9 protein-coding genes are annotated in these 18,704 nt (G+C 59.3%); 6 read left to right on the top strand and 3 right to left on the bottom strand.

Going from position 1 to position 18,704, the window contains the following annotated elements; genetic code table 11:
• Positions 1–519 precede the first annotated feature (519 nt).
• Both J3U87_RS10520 and J3U87_RS10515 read left to right on the top strand, forming a co-directional pair.
• Positions 520–6,876, top strand: coding sequence for an nSTAND1 domain-containing NTPase (locus J3U87_RS10520; protein ID WP_237383004.1), 6,357 nt, complete (start codon positions 520–522; stop codon positions 6,874–6,876).
• 431 nt (positions 6,877–7,307) lie between these two features.
• Entirely contained in the window at positions 7,308–9,992 is a 2,685-nt protein-coding gene (locus J3U87_RS10515; protein WP_237383003.1) for a serine/threonine-protein kinase, read from the top strand.
• 52 nt (positions 9,993–10,044) lie between these two features.
• Here the strand turns inward: J3U87_RS10515 and J3U87_RS10510 are convergent, their stop codons facing one another.
• Positions 10,045–11,448: a Na+/H+ antiporter NhaC family protein gene (locus J3U87_RS10510; protein WP_237383002.1), complete on the bottom strand. Its 1,404-nt coding sequence runs from the start codon at positions 11,446–11,448 to the stop codon at positions 10,045–10,047.
• A 718-nt stretch (positions 11,449–12,166) separates the two neighbouring features.
• Between J3U87_RS10510 and J3U87_RS10505 the strand changes: the two genes are divergently transcribed.
• The 4 genes from J3U87_RS10505 to J3U87_RS10490 all read left to right on the top strand — a co-directional run bounded on the left by J3U87_RS10505 (position 12,167) and on the right by J3U87_RS10490 (position 15,340).
• Complete coding sequence (locus J3U87_RS10505) at positions 12,167–13,429, top strand: DUF819 family protein (protein ID WP_237383001.1); 1,263 nt, start codon at positions 12,167–12,169, stop codon at positions 13,427–13,429.
• Entirely contained in the window at positions 13,390–14,082 is a 693-nt protein-coding gene (locus J3U87_RS10500; protein WP_237383000.1) for a rhomboid family intramembrane serine protease, read from the top strand. Before J3U87_RS10505 ends, J3U87_RS10500 begins: the two co-directional genes overlap by 40 nt.
• A 222-nt stretch (positions 14,083–14,304) precedes the next feature.
• A complete protein-coding gene (locus J3U87_RS10495) occupies positions 14,305–14,532 on the top strand; it encodes a hypothetical protein (protein ID WP_237382999.1) in 228 nt (75 codons plus the stop codon).
• A 229-nt stretch (positions 14,533–14,761) separates the two neighbouring features.
• A complete protein-coding gene (locus tag J3U87_RS10490) occupies positions 14,762–15,340 on the top strand; it encodes a helix-turn-helix domain-containing protein (RefSeq protein WP_237382998.1) in 579 nt (192 codons plus the stop codon).
• Positions 15,341–15,554: 214 nt separating this feature from the next.
• Here J3U87_RS10490 and J3U87_RS10485 read toward each other — a convergent pair whose 3' ends face one another.
• On the bottom strand, positions 15,555–16,874 hold the full coding sequence (locus J3U87_RS10485) for a sensor domain-containing diguanylate cyclase (protein WP_237382997.1): 1,320 nt from the start codon (positions 16,872–16,874) through the stop codon (positions 15,555–15,557).
• Positions 16,875–17,019: 145 nt separating this feature from the next.
• Complete coding sequence (locus J3U87_RS10480; protein ID WP_237382996.1) at positions 17,020–18,459, bottom strand: FecR domain-containing protein; 1,440 nt, start codon at positions 18,457–18,459, stop codon at positions 17,020–17,022.
• Positions 18,460–18,704: the final 245 nt, after the last annotated feature.

Genomic DNA, 18,704 nt, shown 5'->3' with positions numbered 1-18,704 from the left:
GCCTCACTGATGCAGTTTTTTGGAGCCGATAGAACCCTTGTTTACTCTGGAAACGGACCGAATATTTCAGCACGAAGCCTGCAATTCTTCAATTCGTCTTTCCCTTGGGAATCCGCTGTGTCAACTCCACGGGCTCGCAGGGAACCGCGCGATGAAAAAACCTAAAATCAACCCAAGATGAATAGCTGAAAAACTCGCAAGGCATCTCTATCAAAAAGGATCACAGATGTCCCCGCTCAGCTTGTCGCAATGGTCGTGGCTGCGTTCGCCGGATTCGGTAAGGCTTTTCGAATCCTCGGTTTAAGAACTCCGTGTGGGGTGTTCTCGGCCCCTGCTACCGAAAAAAATAATGGCGAATTGTGAGGAAATGTTGATGGAAATATGGACTACATTTTTGTAATGTTGGCTTCGATTCGTCCTGGTTTCTTTTAATTTTGGGTGCCACGTGCGCTTCGAAAAACCTAGTGAATACCGTTGTCGGTGGGTTCGAGCGCGCGTTCGGACGAGAGGAACCCATTCATGGATTTAGCACGGGAACGACGAATTCTCGAATTGTGTCGCGAAGCTGCCAACCTCGAACCCCAGGAGCGGGACGACTGGCTTCGAAGCGAGATAGGCGATGATCCGGCCATCATGGCCGAAATCAATGAATGTCTGGCACTCATGGATGTCGACGAGCTTTCCCATCCACTGGATCAACTGGACCAGTTGGTTCCCGAGGAGGGTCTGTCGATGGAGGACTCGTCTTCGAGCTCGGGTACGACGGCGGAAATGACACCTGCTCTGCTCGGCCGTCGCATCGGCCCCTACGTGTTGGCGCGCGAGTTGGGTCGCGGCGGCATGGGGACCGTGTTCTTGGGTCTGCGGGACGATGACGAACTGAAGATGTCGGTGGCGGTCAAGTTGATTCAGGCGAAATTGGCCACGCCCGAATTGGTCGAGGACTTTCGCCGCGAGCGCCAGTTGCTCGCCGATCTGAAACACCCGCACATTGCCGTGCTGCTGGACGCGGGTACCATCTCCGACGGATATCCCTACTTCATTATGGAGTACATCGAGGGCCAAACCATCGAGAAGTGGTGTACCGACCAAGCCCCTTCACTGAGGACCTTGCTGGTCCTGTTTCGGAAGATCGTGTCGGCGGTTGGTTTTGCCCATGCGGCGGGAATCGTCCACCGCGACATCAAACCGGGGAACCTGATGGTCACCGGAGGTCGAGACGGTACGGATCCCGAACCGAAACTGTTGGATTTCGGCATCGCCGCCTTTTCCCATGAGCTGGAAGGGCGAACGGGTTTCTCACCCATGACCCCTGAATACGCCTCACCCGAACAGCGAATGGGCCAACCGGTCAGTCGGACCACCGATATCTATGCGCTGGGTTTGGTGTTGTTGCAATTGCTTTGCGGGGTGTCCCCCTCGAACTTGGGGCCATCGCCGCAGAAAATGATTTCGCGCCTGATGTCGGAGGGGCGCTCCCGACGGTCTACCATGGATCGGGCATCCGAGAAGGGCGATGGCGATCCGCCCGACGGTTTCGACACCGCAGCCGAAGCCATACCCGAGGCGCTGGGATATGTGTTGCGTACGGCGACCTCGGGGGAGCCTGCTCAACGATACCCTACCGCCGAGCGCATGATTCACGATCTCGATCGGGTCCTTGCCATCTTGCCCAATCGGTCAGGAGGCACCGACGTCGAAAAACGCCATGACGCGGTGATTTGGTACGACCCCGATGAGCGGCGGGTGGTGGCGCAGTTGGTGAACCGACTGCGAGAAGCGAGTTCGCTCCAGATCTGGTACGACGTGGAGCGAGTGGGTTCCGACGAGGACCCCCTGACCTCGATGATGACGGCGATGGACCAAACCCATACCTGCATCGTTTGCCTTGGTCCCACGGGGCAGGAGCCGTGGTCTCGGGAGCCGGCCATTCGCGATGCACTCGCGTTTCGGGCCGATGACCTTCGCGTGTTGCCCGTTTTGTTGCCTGGTGGGATCTTTCCCGACAAACAGACGCGGTTGCCCATGGTTATGCGCGGGCAGGCATGGACCACCTTTCCGGATGGTTTCAACGAGGAGGGGATCGCACGACTTCTGGGCGAAGTACGTGAGGTCCGCCTGGGAACGGAGGCCCCCAAAGAGCCCACGGGGGTTTGCCCCTTTCGTGGCCTCGAAGTTTTTCGCGAACAAGATGCGGACTTTTTCCACGGTCGTGAATCGGTCGTTCAGCGCGTGTTGCAGAAAGCGAAACAGGAACGGTTCTGTGCGGTTCTCGGTCCCTCGGGTAGTGGCAAATCGTCCATCGTCCAAGCGGGCGCGGTTCCGGTCTTGCGGTCGTGGGGTCGAGCCATTCTGTTGCTCACCCCTACCCAACATCCGGTGGAAGAGCTCGCTTTCGGCCTGCACAAGCTATTTGATGGTACCGAATTGGCCGAGTCGCCGGAATCTCTGGGAGATCGGTTGCGTCAGGATCCCGAGGCCGTCGCCTACATCGGTCGGGAATGGATGACGGCAAGTGGTGGTCACGCCCTTTGCCTCGTCGTCGATCAATTCGAGGAAATCTTTTCCCTCGCCCACGATCACACCGAGATCGCGACCTTTGTCGATCTGATCTGCCGCGCCGTCGATGCACCCGAAGGTTCGGTTTCGGTGTTGGTGACCATGCGCTCCGACTTTCTAGGTAAGTGTGCCGCATTCCCTGGCCTCAACCACCATTTCACCGAGAACTCGTTGCTGGTGCCGCCCATGAAGCGCGAAGATTGTGCGCGTGCCATCGTCGCACCGGCACGTGCCGCGGGTCTGCGCCTCGAAACGGGCCTGTTGGAGCGAATCCTCGACGACGTCGGTGGGCGGCCGGGAGATCTACCTCTGCTGGAGCACGCGCTGCTGGAGCTCTACGAGCGCAGGCGTGTCGGCACGCTCCAGGTGGAGGCCTACGACGAGATCGGCGGCATTCAGGGGGCCCTGACGAAACGGGCCGATGCCGAGTATCGTGACTTGAGCGAAGAAGCGCGTGAAACCCTGCGCAAAATGTTCGTGCTGTGCTTGATCCAACCGGGAGAGGGAGCCAGGGATACTCGGCGTCGCGCCACACGGGAAGAATTGCTGTCCGTAGGAGCTACTACCGAAGTCGTCGAAACGCTACTCCGACGCTGGACCGAGGCGCGACTCCTGACAGCCTTTCGCGATGTCGAGCGGAAGCGCGATTACGTCGATGTCGCCCACGAGGCCCTGATCGCTTCCTGGCAGCCGATCGCTACCTGGATGGCGGAGGATCGGGAGACCGCCCGTCAGGTTGGCCACCTGCGGCGGAACGCGAAGTTATGGGATGAATCGGGCCGCAGTACCGATCTCCTTCCGCGTGGGGGCCCACTCTATCAAATGAAGGATCTCGTCGCACGAGAGCGTGCGCATCTGGGCGACCTGGAGCGGACCTTCGTGGCCGAGGGGGTGGCGCTCGCCGAGCGCAAGGCCCGTGCCCGAGAGGTCGCGGCCCGGCGCATGCGATTGCGGCGCAACCAGGCCTTCATCGCAACGGGCATCGCCCTCTTCCTGGCGGGCCTGGCCTTTTTTGCCTTTCTCAGGGCCGATCGCGAGAAGCGTCAGGCTCGTGCGGCTCAAGAAGTGGCCGAAAGCCAGCGACTCGAAAGCAATCTGAATCTGGCCCACATGTACGACCAAAAATCGCAAGTCGCGTTGGAAGAGGGGCATGTGTCCGCTGCCTGGCTTTATTCCCTGGCCGCACTTTCTCTGGAGTTGCCGCCAGCGGCCAGGCTACCCGCCGCCGTCGGCCGCCTGAACCAGCCCGACATGGTCGATGCCGGACGCCTGCTTTGGACCACGCCTTCCCACAAGGGCGTGCAGCGATCGGGTTTCAGCCCTGACGGCCGGTTTCTCGCGCTTGCCGGAAACGATTTCAATATTCATTTCCTCGATCTCGAGCACGGCCGTCCGGCCGGTGTGCTGCAGGGTCATCGATTGCCCATTCGGGCTTTGGCCTTCGCGCCGGCGAACCGGCCTGACGTGCCTTCCCTCTTGGCTTCCGCCAGTGACGATCGAAAGGTTCTCCTGTGGCGCCTTCCGGACGGGTCCGGGCGTGTCCAAAAACCCGAAGCGACTTTGGATCACGGTGAGCCGGTAGTGGACGTGGCCTTCACTTCGGGGGGACGGTTCCTGGTGTCCCTCGACAAAAGCGGCACGCTCCGAATCTGGTCTCTCGAGAACGGGCAATGGGTTTCCGATCGACCGCGAATCGTTCCTCCGCGAATGGCGGGACCGGCCACTGCCTTGGCCGTCTCGCGAGACGGGCGCCAAGTGGCTTGGGCGTCGGCTGGTGGTGCCCTTGTGGTGGAGGGCCTTGCCACCCCGGGCACAGTTCATATCGAGACTGATGGCCCAGAGAGGGTCGTCGACGTCGTGGCGTTGAAGGACTCCTGGGTGGTCGCGTATCGCGACGGAATCTTGCGACAATACCGGGACGATGGGTCGATACGCCGCGAAATACGCCTCGAATTACCTGGGGGACCGGTCGCTCTCGAGCCCTTTTCGGAACAAGAACACTTGATCGTGCTCGGGGCCGGGGGGGATCTCGAGCTTTGGGATTTCGCCACGGGAACCTCGAATGCGCGGTGGACTCCCTATTCTGGCATCGTTCGTCGTGAGCATGGACTGGCTCCCCTGCGTTTGCTGGACCCCGCGCTGGGATATCACCTTGCGGTCCACCCCGAACATCGATGGGTTTCGGTTACCTGTGGGGACTGGGTGCTGTGGGATGCCTCTCTGGCGCGTCCGCAGGCCCGGCTGTCCGGCCATGGTAGTCATCTCTCCAGTGTCGCACTCTCCCCCGACGGCCAGTTGCTGGCGACAGGGTCCAGCGACAACCAGGCCCGTATTTGGGATCTAGCGACCGGCAGACCCTTGGTATTGCTCTCGGGTCATATCGGCCCGGTTTCGAGTTTGAGCTTTTCGCCCGACAACCAGTTGATCGCCACCGCCTGCATGAAGGGTCTCATCAAACTGTGGAAGGTCCCCGAAGGGGAGCTGCTCGCGACCTTGGAGCTTCCCGACAGCACCGTTCTCCAGGCGCCCTTTTCTCCCGATGGTACCCTTCTGGCCGCGGCCGGATCTTCCGGAGCCATCGAACTGTGGTCGGTCGCCGATGCCTTGACGGCCTTTGCACTGCCGGGCACGGATCGAACCCTGCCCAAGGACCTACACCGGACATCGTTGCCGGGCCACGATACCCATGTGTTCGATTTGGCTTTTACGCCGGACGGAGGGATTCTCGCTTCCTCTTCCGGAGATCGAACCGTGGTGTTGTGGGATCTCGAACGTGCCACACCACGCGCCACTCTTTCGGGTCATATGGACGATATTTGGGATGTGGCCTTTGCGCGGAACGGTCGATGGCTGGCTTCCGTTTCCGACGACGGAACCCTTCGCATTTGGGATGTGGCCAAGGGTCAATCGGTGCAAACCCTCACCTATTCAGGCCCCCTTGAATCGGTCGCCTTTTCGCGGGATGGAACCACCTTGGCCGCCGGTGGCGTCGACCGAGTCATCCATTTGGCGGCGTTGAACCAGGAAGGCGATGGGCCGCCCAAGTGGCATCCGCGCGCTCGTCTGGCGGGTCACGATCAAACCGTCATCGCGCTTGAGTTTTCTGCCGATGGCAAGCTGCTGCTTTCCGGTTCGGAGGACGGCACCGCCAAAATCTGGAACCTTGGCGAGCCATCGCTGCCCAAGGATCTCGATTACCCTTTCGATCGCGTTCTCGACCTGGCCGTTTCTCGAAACGGCGCCGCGATCGCGGTCCTGGACCAAGAGGAACGCGTGACCCTTTGGCATCGAGATCGGGAGCCCCACTCGAACACTCTTTCCTCCTTGGATGGTGGCGCGCTCATGAGTTTCGACTTCTCTCCGGATGAACGCCTGTTTGCCGCCGCCTTCAGGGACGGGTCGGTGCGTTCGTGGCGGGTGGCGGATGGCCGGGAACTCCCTCGGCCCAAAGGGCACCCCATGAGTGCCTTCGACGTCGCATTCTCTCCGGACAGCCAAACCCTGGCCAGTTCGGCCCACGATGGCATCATCAAACTGTGGGATGTGGCGACTGGTTTGGAGCAGACCTCCCTCGTCGGTCATCAAACCCAACAGGTTCACATGTTACGTTTCCTGAGCCAGCGCAATTATCTGGTATCGGGATGCCTCGTAGGCGAATTGATCGTCTGGGATCTCTCCAAGCGGGGAATCGTTGCCAAGTACTTCGATCCCAGAAATTTTATTTATGGTGTCGCTTGTTCGCCAGACGAGCGCACCGTAGCCATTGGCCACGGCGACGGGATCATCAAGCTTTGGGATATCGATTCCCGACAGGTCCGGGCGACGCTCGTGGGACATCGACGATTGGTGGCCGCGGTGGAATTTCTCGCCGAAGGCAGGCAACTGATTTCCTATTCGCTCGCCGATGGCTATCGGCTATGGGACTTGGAATCTCAGCAGACGATCGCCCGGTTTCGGCAAAACGGGGCGCCCTACACGTTTCACGTCACGTTGCCCGGCCAAGGGGGAGCGGTTGCCGGAACCGAAGAGGGATTTCTTCGAATTTGGGATCTCGAGCGGCAAGCCACCTTCCACCGCCTGAGCGGCAACCCCGAGATCCTCGATTCACTTCTGCAGAAGTCTCTCGTTCATTTCGGTTACCAGTTGGATGGGGAGGGCTTGACCTTCGCACCTCGCTATCGTCTGGAAGGGATTGGTCCGTTTCGTGACGCGTATTTTCGAGAGGGATCGCATGTGCCGGCCGCATCGGGAGCCAACCTGGATTTGCTGGATCGGCTTTTACCGGTGGCTTTGGAGCCATCCAGCAAACTGGATTGAAGGTGTTCTCGGTTTTGGGAGTCGGTTCATTTCTTGGCACGCGATGTGCCCCTGTCCCGGTGCCACCTCGATTTGAAAGATGCCAAAGCGATACTCACCCAACCTGTTGATTGGGTTCAGGTAAATGAATGGAATTCGTTGTGTTTGCAGAAAACGAGTCGCAGTACTTTCTGCCGTATTTTTTTGCTTGAGTGTGTATATTGGAATTATGAAATGATTTTCTAAAGATGATATTGGTTTGTTGAATGTGGCGGGGCCCACATCCATGGCGCTGCGTTCGGCAGCGATCCCTAGAATGCGGTGGTCAGGGCGGATTCGCCTGCATTCACGCGAAACGGTGGGTTCCCGGTGGTTTTTTGGGGTCGTATCGCTCGAGCCATTTTTCGGTGCATCGAGTGTGAATGGTACACAGCCGTGACTGAGGGGTTGGCATGGTGGACGAGCAAGGGAAAAACGACGAAGCGAAGTCCGGTGGCAAAGAACTCTTCGAAGGGCCCACAAAACTGGGAACGGAAAACAAGGAGGAAATGCCTCGGAAAGCGTTTTCTTTCAACGAATTCGGGGTGCCCTCGGCGGTCAGCCTCGATGCGCCCACGCTCCAGAACGCCACAACGGACGATTGCGATGATTTTCGAGAGACCATTGGTCCCTATCGCATCGTCAAAGAGCTCGGACATGGTGGGATGGGGACGGTGTACCTCGCCGAACAAACCGAGAATGTCACCCGAAAAGTCGCTTTGAAAGTGGTGCATGCCAGCCTTCGAGATTCGATGGCCATGGCTCGGTTCGCCGCCGAGCGTCAGGCGATGGCGCGGCTTTCACACCCCTACGTGGCGCAGCTCTATGAAGCGGGAACCACGGAACGGGGATTTCCTTTTTTTGCGATGGAGTACATCGAGGGAGAGACCTTATCTCACTATTGCGACACACGGAAATTGACAATCGAGGATCGCCTTCGTCTGTTCATCAAAATATGCGAAGGCGTTCAGCATGCCCACCAAAAAGGGGTGATGCACCGCGATCTCAAGCCCTCCAATTTGATGGTTGCGGAACATGATCGACAGGTGATACCCAAAATCATCGATTTCGGAATCGCAAAGGCGATCGATCAGCCCTTGACCGAAGGAGAAACCTTGACCAAGGGCGGCGTGATCGGAACACCGCTCTACATGAGTCCGGAAGCCATCCAGGCCCCGGGCAGCGTCGATACGCGTGGTGACGTGTACTCCCTCGGGCTGGTGCTCTACGAATTGTTGGCGGGCATCGGTCCGAAACGCGAGTTTTTCGGGCCTTTCCCCGCACCTTTGGCGTCCGAGGACACGGAACGGCCCAGCAACCGTGTGTCGGGGTTGGACCAGCAAAAGGCGGAGGAGTTCGCCCAAAAACGAGGGCTCCATGTCGCCACTTTCGTGAAAACGCTCAAAGGCGACCTGGATTGGATCACCCTGAAGGCCATCGAGTCGGAGCCGGATCAACGCTACGGTTCGGCGGCGGAACTGGCGGCCGACATCAAACGGTTTCTATCGCACCATCCCGTCCAGGCCAGGGCCCCTCGATTGTCCTATCGCATCGCCAAGTACATCCGTCGACATCGAACAGGGGTCTTCGCGGCGACCATCGCCTTGCTGGCCCTGGTCGGCGGGGTCATCGGAACTTCGACGGGCATGATCAAAGCCAGGCGCGCCGAATCCGAATCGCGCCTACAGGCTCAGCGTGCCGACGCCGAAGCCGAGGCCGCCACCGAGGTCTCGGCTTTCATGACCGAACTTTTCGAGCTCTCGGATCCTTCTGAAAATCGTGGCGAAGAATTGACCGTGCGGGAGCTTCTCGACAAGGGCGCCGCGCGCATTACCACGAATCTCGGGAATCAGCCGGTCACCCAAGCCCGGCTGGCCCACACGTTGGGCAAGGTCTATTACAACCTATCTCTCTTCAAGGAGGCCGAGGCGTTGCTAAAACAGGCGGTCGCGTTACGAGAGGCGCACTTGGGCGATCATCTCGAGTTGGTCGACAATCTTTTGTGGCTCGGTATGTCGCAGGCCAGGATGGGCCGTGTCGAAACGGCAAAAAAACATTTCGAACGGATGTTGACCCTCGCTCAATCACTCGCGGGTCCCGAGAGCTTCGAGGCGGCTCAGGGGCTCTACGCGATGGGATCGGTTGCCCATGCGGAAAATCATCTTCCGGATGCCGAACGACTTTTTCGAAAAAGTGTAAATATTTACGAAAAGACCATCGGTCGCGATCGCCATGAAACGGCGCGGGCCATAAGGGCTCTCGCCTTGGTCCTGGATCGCTCCTTCCGTCTCGAAGAGGCGCTCACGCTCCATTCGGAGAATCTTCGAATTGTGGAAAAAATCTCGGGATCGGATAGTTATGAAGCCATTCGTGCTCATTTCTCGGTCGGGGTCGTTTTGATGATGTTGTATCGATATGAGGAGTCGGATTCCCACCTGACGAAGTCCCTGGCGTTGGCCGAAAAGAAACTTCAGCCGGGCCATTTCGTGCGGATGGAAGCGATGAGGAGCATGGCGCAACTTCGATTTGGCCAGAAACGGTACCGCGAGTCCGCGGACCTCTTTCGCAATGCGCTGGCATCGGCCGATATGACCTATTCGAAAGATAACGTGACCCGCACGAGAATTGCCCAACAGCTTGGACTGGCCTTGAGGGAGCTTGGCCTGCTCCAGGAAGCGGCGGACGTGTTTCGGCAGATCGTCGATCATGGACGGGGGAGCAGTAAACTCGATCCAAGTTACGGATGGGCTCTCCTTGAATTGAGTGATATCGCTCGGCAAAACGGCAATTTCGACAAGGCCGAATCGCTCATCCGGAAGGCTGGCGAAGATCTGGCCGAGGCGTGGGGAAAAGACTCGGTCCATGTGGCATTTGGTGAAATCTACGCGGCGAATATTCTGAGGGATCGGGGGCGATACGACCAAGCGGAAGAACGCTATAAGAAGATCCTCGACACGTTCGAAAGAAAGAAAACCGTTCACACGGATTTCATCCATTTGGCCGTCGAGTACGCCGAGCTCTTGTCCCAAACAGGCCGGCAAGACGAAGCGGACGCGCTGTTGGCGCGTTACCCGGAAAAAACGCCGGAAAACCCGTGATGCCGGTCAGCTCCGGGTCCTTTCTTCCACGCGTCCCGGGGGTCTCCGCGATTTACAGAAAGAGGCCCATCGCCATGTAGAGGAGGATGGTGCCCAAACCGGCCGTCATCGCATACGGCAACTGGGTGCGGACGTGCTCCAGGTGATCGCAGCCGCTGGCCAGCGAAGCCACCAGGGTCGTGTCCGAAATCGGTGAGCAGTGGTCGCCGAACACGCCGCCGCCGAGCACTGCGGCCAGCACGAAACCGGGCGGCAAACCGAATGCGGCGCCCAGGGGCATGCCCACCGGGATGAGAATCGCGAAGGTTCCCCAGGAGGTGCCGGTGGTGAACGAAATGATGCCCGCACAGATGAAGAGTAGGGGGGCCACCAGCCAGAGCGGCAGGAAGCTGCCGACCCAGCCGGCCACGAAGCTGCCCGTGCCCAGCTCGCGGCAACTGGCGCCGATCGCGAAGGCCAGCAGCATCAGGAGCACGACCGGCAGCAACTTGCCCATGCCTCGGTAGCCGTGCTCGATGATTTCGCGGTAGGTGAACACCCGGTCGCGAATCAACAGGAGCACGCCGATGACCGTCGCCACGGTGACGGAATACAGGACCGAGCGACTACCGGAGCCGGTGCGCATCAGAAACAGAACCATCAGGGCGACCATGATGACCAGCGGAATCAACATGTGCCCGGCCTTGCCCTTGACGTGATCGGGCAGGGCCTTGGACGGTTCGTCGGGGGTTTCCGCCTCGGACTCCTCCGCTTCGACACGGCGCAGCGCCCCGTGGGTGCGTCCGCTGATGGCGGTGTAGGCCACGAGGCCCAAGGTCAGGATCGCGTAGAAATTGAAGCCGATGCTGGACATGACCACGTTCACCGGCTCCTCGAACCCATATTCGCCCTTTTCGAGTAATTCCAGGATGTAGCCGCCCCAGGCGTTGAGCAGGATGATCACACTGACCGGGGCGCAGGTGGAATCGAGCACGTAAGCCAGGCGGGCGCGGCTCAACTTGAAGCGATCGAACAGTGGTCGGCCGACCATGCCCGCGGCCAGGCAGCTCATGCTGGTTTCCATCCAGACCAGGACGCCGATCGCCATCGTCAGCAATCCAGCGCGTCGTTGCGTATCCGCCATGCCCATTTGGGTCATCCGTTTCACGAAGGCCGTGACCCCGCCGGATACCTGCATCAGTTCGATCAACATGCCCACCAGCAGGCAGAACAGAAGGACCCGAGTGTTGCCGCCGTCCTCGAACACGGAAACGAGGCGGTCGATCATCTCGATGAAGCCCTGGCCCATGGATTCGGGAATGGCCACAAACGCGCTCTCGACGCCGGTCATGGTGCGGCCAACGATCAGGGACTCGGACATCCAAATACCCAGCGCGAGCGCCAGTACCACTTCTTTTTTCCAGATGGCGACGACGATCGCCAGCAATGGCGGCAAGATGGATAACCAATCGGGCATGGGGAACCTCGGCGGGGAGAATCGATCGAAAACAGGGAACTGAAGCCGGAATGGCTACCGAAAGCGGAACGATTTGCCCGTTGTCGCGAACGAGCGGAGGGCTGTGAAAAAGGCCATCATAACCGGTTCGATTCGCATCCAGCAACCGCCGCGCGGAAGATCGGGCCGAGGGTAGCGCCAGGATTGCGCGTGTCGTGGGTGCCGAGTCGCGGCGTTCCCACACGTGTTCGGCCGACAAGTTCGCGTTTTTCACAGTTGGTCTCACATCGGGCTCGCCAGCGGGCCGCTCCGTCGCGATCCGGCCGTCGGGCCTGCGAATCACACTACCTTTGCGAAACAGGACCCCTCGGCTTTCTTACGGCCCGAGTGGCATGCGTCCGAAAGGGATTCCTTCGTTCACGCCCGTTCCGTTTGGCATTGACCCCCGTTCCTGGGCTGGTTTAAAGTGAGATCTACCCTATCCACGGGCCCCGTTGGGCCGCTTCTTTCCTTCGGCTCCACCGTGCCGGGGGCGTTCACGACTGCGGCCCCTCATCGCCCGTCCGACACGATGTTTTTCACATTCAGGTCGATGGGCTTCCATGCGAGCACAGGCCCTCGACGATCTTGGACGGACGGTACGGTTCGTTATGACGATCGCGCCGAGACGCGCTCGGGCCTGCCCCATCGAGGCAGATCGCATTTTTTCTATTTTCGATCCGGAGGAACCATCCCCACCATGGAACAATCGGCGCCGCTCATCACCAACGACGCGGTGGTCCTGGGCCTGCTCATGACCATCCTTGCCATCATTTTCGTGACATCCCACAGCTCGAACCCCGTGTTCAAGAAATTCTACCGCGTGGTACCGGCGCTTTTGTTGTGCTACTTCGTGCCTTCCGTGTTCAGCACCTTCGGGGTCATCAGTGGCGAAGCATCCAACCTGTACTTCGTCTCCTCGCGTTACCTGCTGCCCACCTGTCTCGTCCTGCTCTGCCTGAGTATCGATCTCCAGGGGATCCTGCGGCTCGGGCCCAAGGCCATCATCATGTTTTTCACCGGCACGATCGGGATCATCATCGGGGGGCCGCTGTCTCTGCTGATCATGAGTGCCATCAATCCCGACGTCGTGGGTGGCGCGGGCCCCGACGCCATCTGGCGCGGCATGACCACCGTGGCCGGCAGTTGGATCGGCGGCGGCGCCAACCAGACCGCCATGAAGGAAATCTTCGAAGTGGGCGATACGGTGTTTTCCTCCATGATCGCCGTCGACGTGATCGTCGCCAACATCTGGATGGCCTGCATCCTGTTCATGGCCGGCGACCCCGATAAATACGACCGCATCCTTAAAGCGGATTCCAGCGCCATCAAAGAGCTACAAACCAAGATGGAGGACCTTCAATCTAAGATGGCCCAAATTCCCACCCTCACCGATTTAATGCTGTTGCTCGGCGTGGGTTTTGCCGTGACGGCGGTGGGACACCTCGTTGCCGATGTGATGGGTCCTTGGCTCCAAAACCATGAACATGCCGCTACTTTCCAAAAATTGAGCATCACCAGTAAGTTTTTCTGGCTGATTATGACGGCGACTGCCATCGGCTTGCTTCTCTCCTTCACCAAGGCTTCCAAACTGGAAGGGGTAGGCGCGTCCCGCGTGGGTTCGGCCATGCTCTACGTGTTGGTGGCCTCGATCGGTATGAAGATGGACATCACCGCCATGAAAGAGGCGCCCGGCCTGTTCGTGGTCGGCCTGATCTGGATTTCGATTCACGCCACGTTGCTGATCGTGGTGGCCAAGGTGATTCGCGCGCCGCTGTTCTTTCTGGCGGTCGGCAGTCAGGCCAACGTAGGTGGCGCCGCCTCCGCCCCCGTCGTGGCTTCGGCCTTTCACCCCACGCTGGCGCCCGTCGGTGTGCTCTTGGCCGTGTTCGGCTACTTCGTCGGTACCGGCGGGGCCTGGTTGTGCGGTCTCATCATGAGTGCGGCAGCAGGAGATTTCTGATTCGCGGACCCAAGCTCTCCCCGGCGGCTCGGCGGGAACCTGTCGATTTCCAATTGCGGCTGCTGGGGCTGCTGCTCCTGATTTTTGTCATGTGGAGCGTCAAGGTGGTCGAAACCATCGGCGGTTTCTCCTTGGCGCAGTGGGGCCTGAAGCCACGCGATCCCATCGGCCTGGCGGGCCTGATCACCATGCCGTTTCTGCATGGCGATTTCTCCCACCTGGGCACCAATACCTTCACCTTGCTCGTGTTGGGCATTTTGCTCTCGGTTTACTATCCCCGCCTCGTCTGGCCCGTGATCTGCTGGTCCGCCGTGGGCTGCAGCGCGCTGGTCTGGTTGTTTGCGAGGCCTTCTTACCACATCGGCGCCAGTGGCCTGGTCTATGGCCTGTTGGGGTTTTTATTCATCAGCGGGATTCTCCGCGGTGACAAACGCGCCGTCGCCGCCGCCCTGGTGACGGCATTCATGTTCGGCAGCGCCATCTGGGGCATTTTGCCGATCCGGGTCGGCGTCTCGTGGGAAGGCCACCTGTTCGGCGCGATCGTCGGGGGTGCCTTGGCCTATCGCTACCGGCATATCGACGTGCCCACCAAGGACGTCAAGGAGACGGGAGAGGACCCTGGAGACGATTGGCTGTGGCGCGACCCTTTCTGAACCCCGGGTCCCCGGAACTGGGTTTGTGGGCCCGCAGGCCGCTTGGAATGGCCCCCACCGGCCAACCCGTGTACAATAATCCGGAACTCCATTCCATCTTTCCTTCGGGGAGGTATTTTCGTGGCGCCACCCTCTGCTGAGCGAACTCAGCCTGTCGACGCTCTTTGGGCTTTTTATGAAGGCCGTTTTTATGACACTCCCCTGACTCAGGAAAATCCTAAATTGGACCACGTGACCTGGTTTCGCGATATCGGCCTGCCCGATATGGGACACGAGTTCGATCGAGTTCTCCGCGGCCGGCTCACCTGGGACTGGCAATTCGATCACTACGTCCTGTCCTTCTATGGCACCCAAATGTTGCCGAACCGCGTGTATTCCCTGGTGGTCGAAAGGTTGAACCCCCACAACCATCGCGTCATCGAGAAACCGGCCTGCGACGACTGGCTCTGAACCGCAGCCACATCCGGGAGTGAGGGCGTTTTGGGCTCGATGTGCTGCGTGACTGCGATGGATGGGATCCGGATCGGCCGAAATCGGATTAGATCGGCCGATCGCGTTGTTTCGTGAAAAGAACGGTACGCCAACGGTTGAACACCTCCGGCCGCGAACAGGCTTTCATTGATAGACGCGTCGGCATATTGGTAGACTGCCGGTGGGTGAACCCCTACGGAGCACCAGCATGCAGCAAGATCCCGCCGCCATGACGGACGATCCCTCTTCCGACGAAGCGATCAAGTGTCGCATCAAATTGGCCATTGAATCCAAGAACATGAAAATCAAGCGATTCGCGCGGGAAGCCGGTATGGCCTATCCTTCGCTGCGCGATTACCACAGCGGCTTGAGGAAGCCCGGGTTCGACGCGATTGCGGCGATCCTCCGCTTTACCGGGGTTTCCGGTGATTGGTTGATGTTGGGAAAAGGGCCCATGTTTCTCGATCAACCGGAAAAGGCGACGTCGGTGGACGAAGCCTTGATCGGGCGCATCGCCCAGCAGGTGGCCTACGCCTACGACATGCAGCGCGACGATCAAATCGAGGTGGCCGAGGCCGATGGACTCTATTCGGCTCGGCGTCGAGAGCTTCGCGAAGAGCTGAAGCGGGCGGGGGAGCGGGCGGTTCTGTCGGCCAATGTCTACAATCGGGTGGCCGGCTTGGACGATGCGAGCCGTGAAGAGACCATCCGCCGCGAAGTGGCTCAGTTGGTGCGCTTGCATCGCGGCCTGAACGCCACCCGACTGGAAGAGGAAGGCGGCTGGTAGGATTTTCCTCGCTAGTGCCCATCCAGAGACGAAAAGATCGGGACTCCCAAAATGGGTTTGGCTGGATGGGCGCGCTATCGGCTCTCAGGTGTCAGCAAGATACTTGCTCGAAGGTGTTTAGCTGACACCTGATCGCAGCTCGTATTGGAAACCCGACCGATTGGAGGATCCCTATCAAAAACACCCTGTTTCTGGATGGACACTTGCTGGGGGATTACAGTTCGTCGGCCACCAGGATCCCGTTCTTGCCTTTGTCCTTGACACGGTACATGGCCTTGTCGGCCAGTTGCATCAACTCTTCCTTGTGGTGCCCGTGGGTCGGGAAGGTGGCGATGCCGATGCTGGCCGACATGTTCAAATCGCCGATGCTGTGGTGTTCGATGCGGTCGCGAATGCGCTCGCTGACGATGATGGCACCCTCGGTGTCGGTTGCCGGCAGGATCAGCATGAACTCGTCGCCGCCCCATCGGCCCGCGATATCCGTATCGCGCGCGCAGCCGCTGATGATCTTGGCCACGTCGATCAACGTCTGACTGCCCTGCAGGTGGCCGTAACAGTCGTTGACCGCCTTGAAGCCGTCCAGGTCCAGGAACACCAGGCTCAGTGGCTTGTGCAGTCTGCGGGCCCGCTTGATCTCGGTTTCCAGGCACTGATTCAAGTGCCGCGAATTGTACAGTTTGGTGAGATCGTCCTGGATTGTGAGAATCTGGGCCTTTTGGAAGAGATAGGCGTTCTCGATGGCGACCGCGGCCGGGTTCACCAGAATCTGCACCAGTTCCAGGTCGCTCTCGGTGAACCCGATCGGATGATCGCGATTGAGCATTTCGATCACCCCGAGCGTGCGTCCCCGACTGATCAAAGGTGCACACAGAATGTTGCGGGTCTGGAAATTGGTGTCCTTGTCGATCTGATCCATGAACCGCGGATCGGTCTTGGCGTCGTTGACGATGATCGGTTGGCGATGTTTGGCGACCCAGCCGGCAACCCCCTGGCCGAACGCCACCTTGAGGCCGCGCAACTGTTCCTTGATGGGGCCCGACGCCGCCGCGAAGATCAGCGTATCCTGCTGGTTCTTGTCCAAGATCAGGACCGACCAGGCTTCGCAGGTGATCAGCTCGTGGATTTGCGTCATCACCGAGTGCATCACGTCTTCCGGTTGGAGCAGCGAGTTGGTGGTGGTGATGATGTCGATCAGGGTATTGAGCGTGATCTTGTCGATGGTCTCGGGCGACGGGTGCTGGTGCTCGCCCTCGTTGTGTTGGCGCAGGAAATAGAGTGCCGCCTCGTGGACCTGGGCGTGATCGTCGGCGACCGAGGGATGGGGCAACTGGTAATAGAAGAAGGGGTGGTGGTGATCGAGACAGGTGGCTTCGATCTCGGAACGCCGCTTTTTCTCGATGCGGGTGTCGATCAGGGTGGCGCGAGCCGTGGTCAGGTGGTGGGTGCTGAATTCGGACGCGGAGAGAATGCCCGTCAGGTTTTTGGCCTTCAAATACTGGGAATCGGTAATGAAAAGAATGGGTCCGTGTTTCAAGGGCCAGTCCTCAGTGGTTGATGGGTTCAGTCGGGACCGGGTTGTTTCGTAGGTTCAAACCTTGGGTGGCTCGCCGCGGCCGCCTTTGACAAGTGTGCCTAGCAATGGAGAACACATGAGCACCCCCTCCCTTACGGTTCCCGCGTCAATCGCGGATTTCAACCTTGACAGCCTCGTAACTGCGGTTTCCGGCACGATCCTCCGCAACCACGTTGATCGTGTAGATGCCTTTGCCGGGCATGGTCGCCGCGTGGGAAAAATCGCCGGTGTATTCGTCGAGCAGGGCTTTCTCGTCGTTGATGCGGACCAGGGCGTCGCGCTCCGAGTTGCCCTGGATGATCACCAGATAGCCTTGGACACTGACCTCCGTCACGTTGAGAGAAGGCGGAATGGCGTCCACGTTGGACACCTCGCGGGTGGCGGTGGCTTCGCTGACGCTGAACTCGCGAACCGAGCCGGGAATACCCTCGGCCAGGGCGATGGCGTTGCTGGTGAGCCGCCAGTAATAGGTGCCGGGCTGAAGATTGGGAACTACGACGCGCTGTCCCGGGAACTCGCGCCGTTCCTCGAAGATGTTGAGGAAAAAAGGATCGCGGCTGATTTCCAGATCGTAGGAATCCGCGCCCTGGATGCCGTCCCATGAGAAGGTGACCGAGGCGAAGCTGTTGGCGTTGGCGGTAAACTTGGCAAAATTGGCGGGGCCGCTGGGGGTCGGGGCGGGCAACAGGTCGACCACGGCACCTTCGGGCTGATCCCGCAACGCCGTGATCCGCTGATCCTTGATCAGGTTGAACGATTGCCGGCCGAGCTGCATATCGACCCGACCCTTGCGCACGGAGACTTGATTGCGCTGGGGATTCTTTTGGGCGTGGTGCAGGGTCTCGGTGTTCGCATAGAGGGTGGCGCTGGTGTACTCGGTGCTGATCGAGGCCCGTTCCCCCTCTTTCAGGGAGCTGGTCTGCACGCTGATGCTACCGGCATCCACGTACACGTTGAGCATGCTGCGGGCCGATGCACCCCTGAACGATTCGTCGATCTTGATCAGGGTGTTGGGATGGACGATCACTTCCATCCCTTCCATGAACACGATTTTGCAGGCGCTCTTGGATCCGGTTTGAATCCGGTCGCCGGCGGCCAGGGAAATACTCTTCGCGGCGCGTTGGAAACTGTTTTCACCGGATTTGCGAACTTGGACGTCGCTGGCCACTTCGGTGAGCTGTACCTTGGAGCGAAGTGCCTTTTTGGGGTCGTATTTTTCCAGCACGTTGTTGGCGTAGCGAAGCGCGCGCTCGGCTTCCAGCCGGGCGGCCGTGAAATCGCTTTCGATAATCAGGCTTTGCGCCTTTTCCAGTGCCTTGACCGCGTTCTCGATTTGAGAGTTGGTTTCCACGGCCTCGTTGGTCTGTAGGGCGATGCGTGCCTCTTGTGTCGTGGCTCGAGCGCGATCCACCAGCTCTCGCGCTTCACGTTCGCCCTTCGGCTTGAACGCGACCATGTAGACGATCACGATCGTGAAGAGGAAGACCAGAAAAATGCCCCACTTTTTGAATTCCGCGGATGAAATGTTGACTTTGATACCCTTCATGCCTTCGTGACCCCGATGGTTTCGCTCGGAATTAAGTCCACCAACGACCTCGAGCCTGGTGGAATTTTACGTTTGATGCCAATTATTTACATGTGTGTACGGCCGCTAGTTTATCAGAAATGGTTTTGCAAATAAACCAAACATACGCTCAGGTTCGATTGGGGTGAATCCTGAGAAAAACTGAGAAATGGCGCTTGCCGCCAGGGGTCTCTTCCGGAGATCGGCCGAAGCCCGCCCGATTCGTC

The organism is Sulfidibacter corallicola (genome assembly GCF_017498545.1).
GTDB lineage: Bacteria > Acidobacteriota > Holophagae > Acanthopleuribacterales > Acanthopleuribacteraceae > Sulfidibacter > Sulfidibacter corallicola.
Note: the sequence above shows the minus strand (reverse complement) of the source record. Positions and strands in the feature narration are given on the sequence as shown.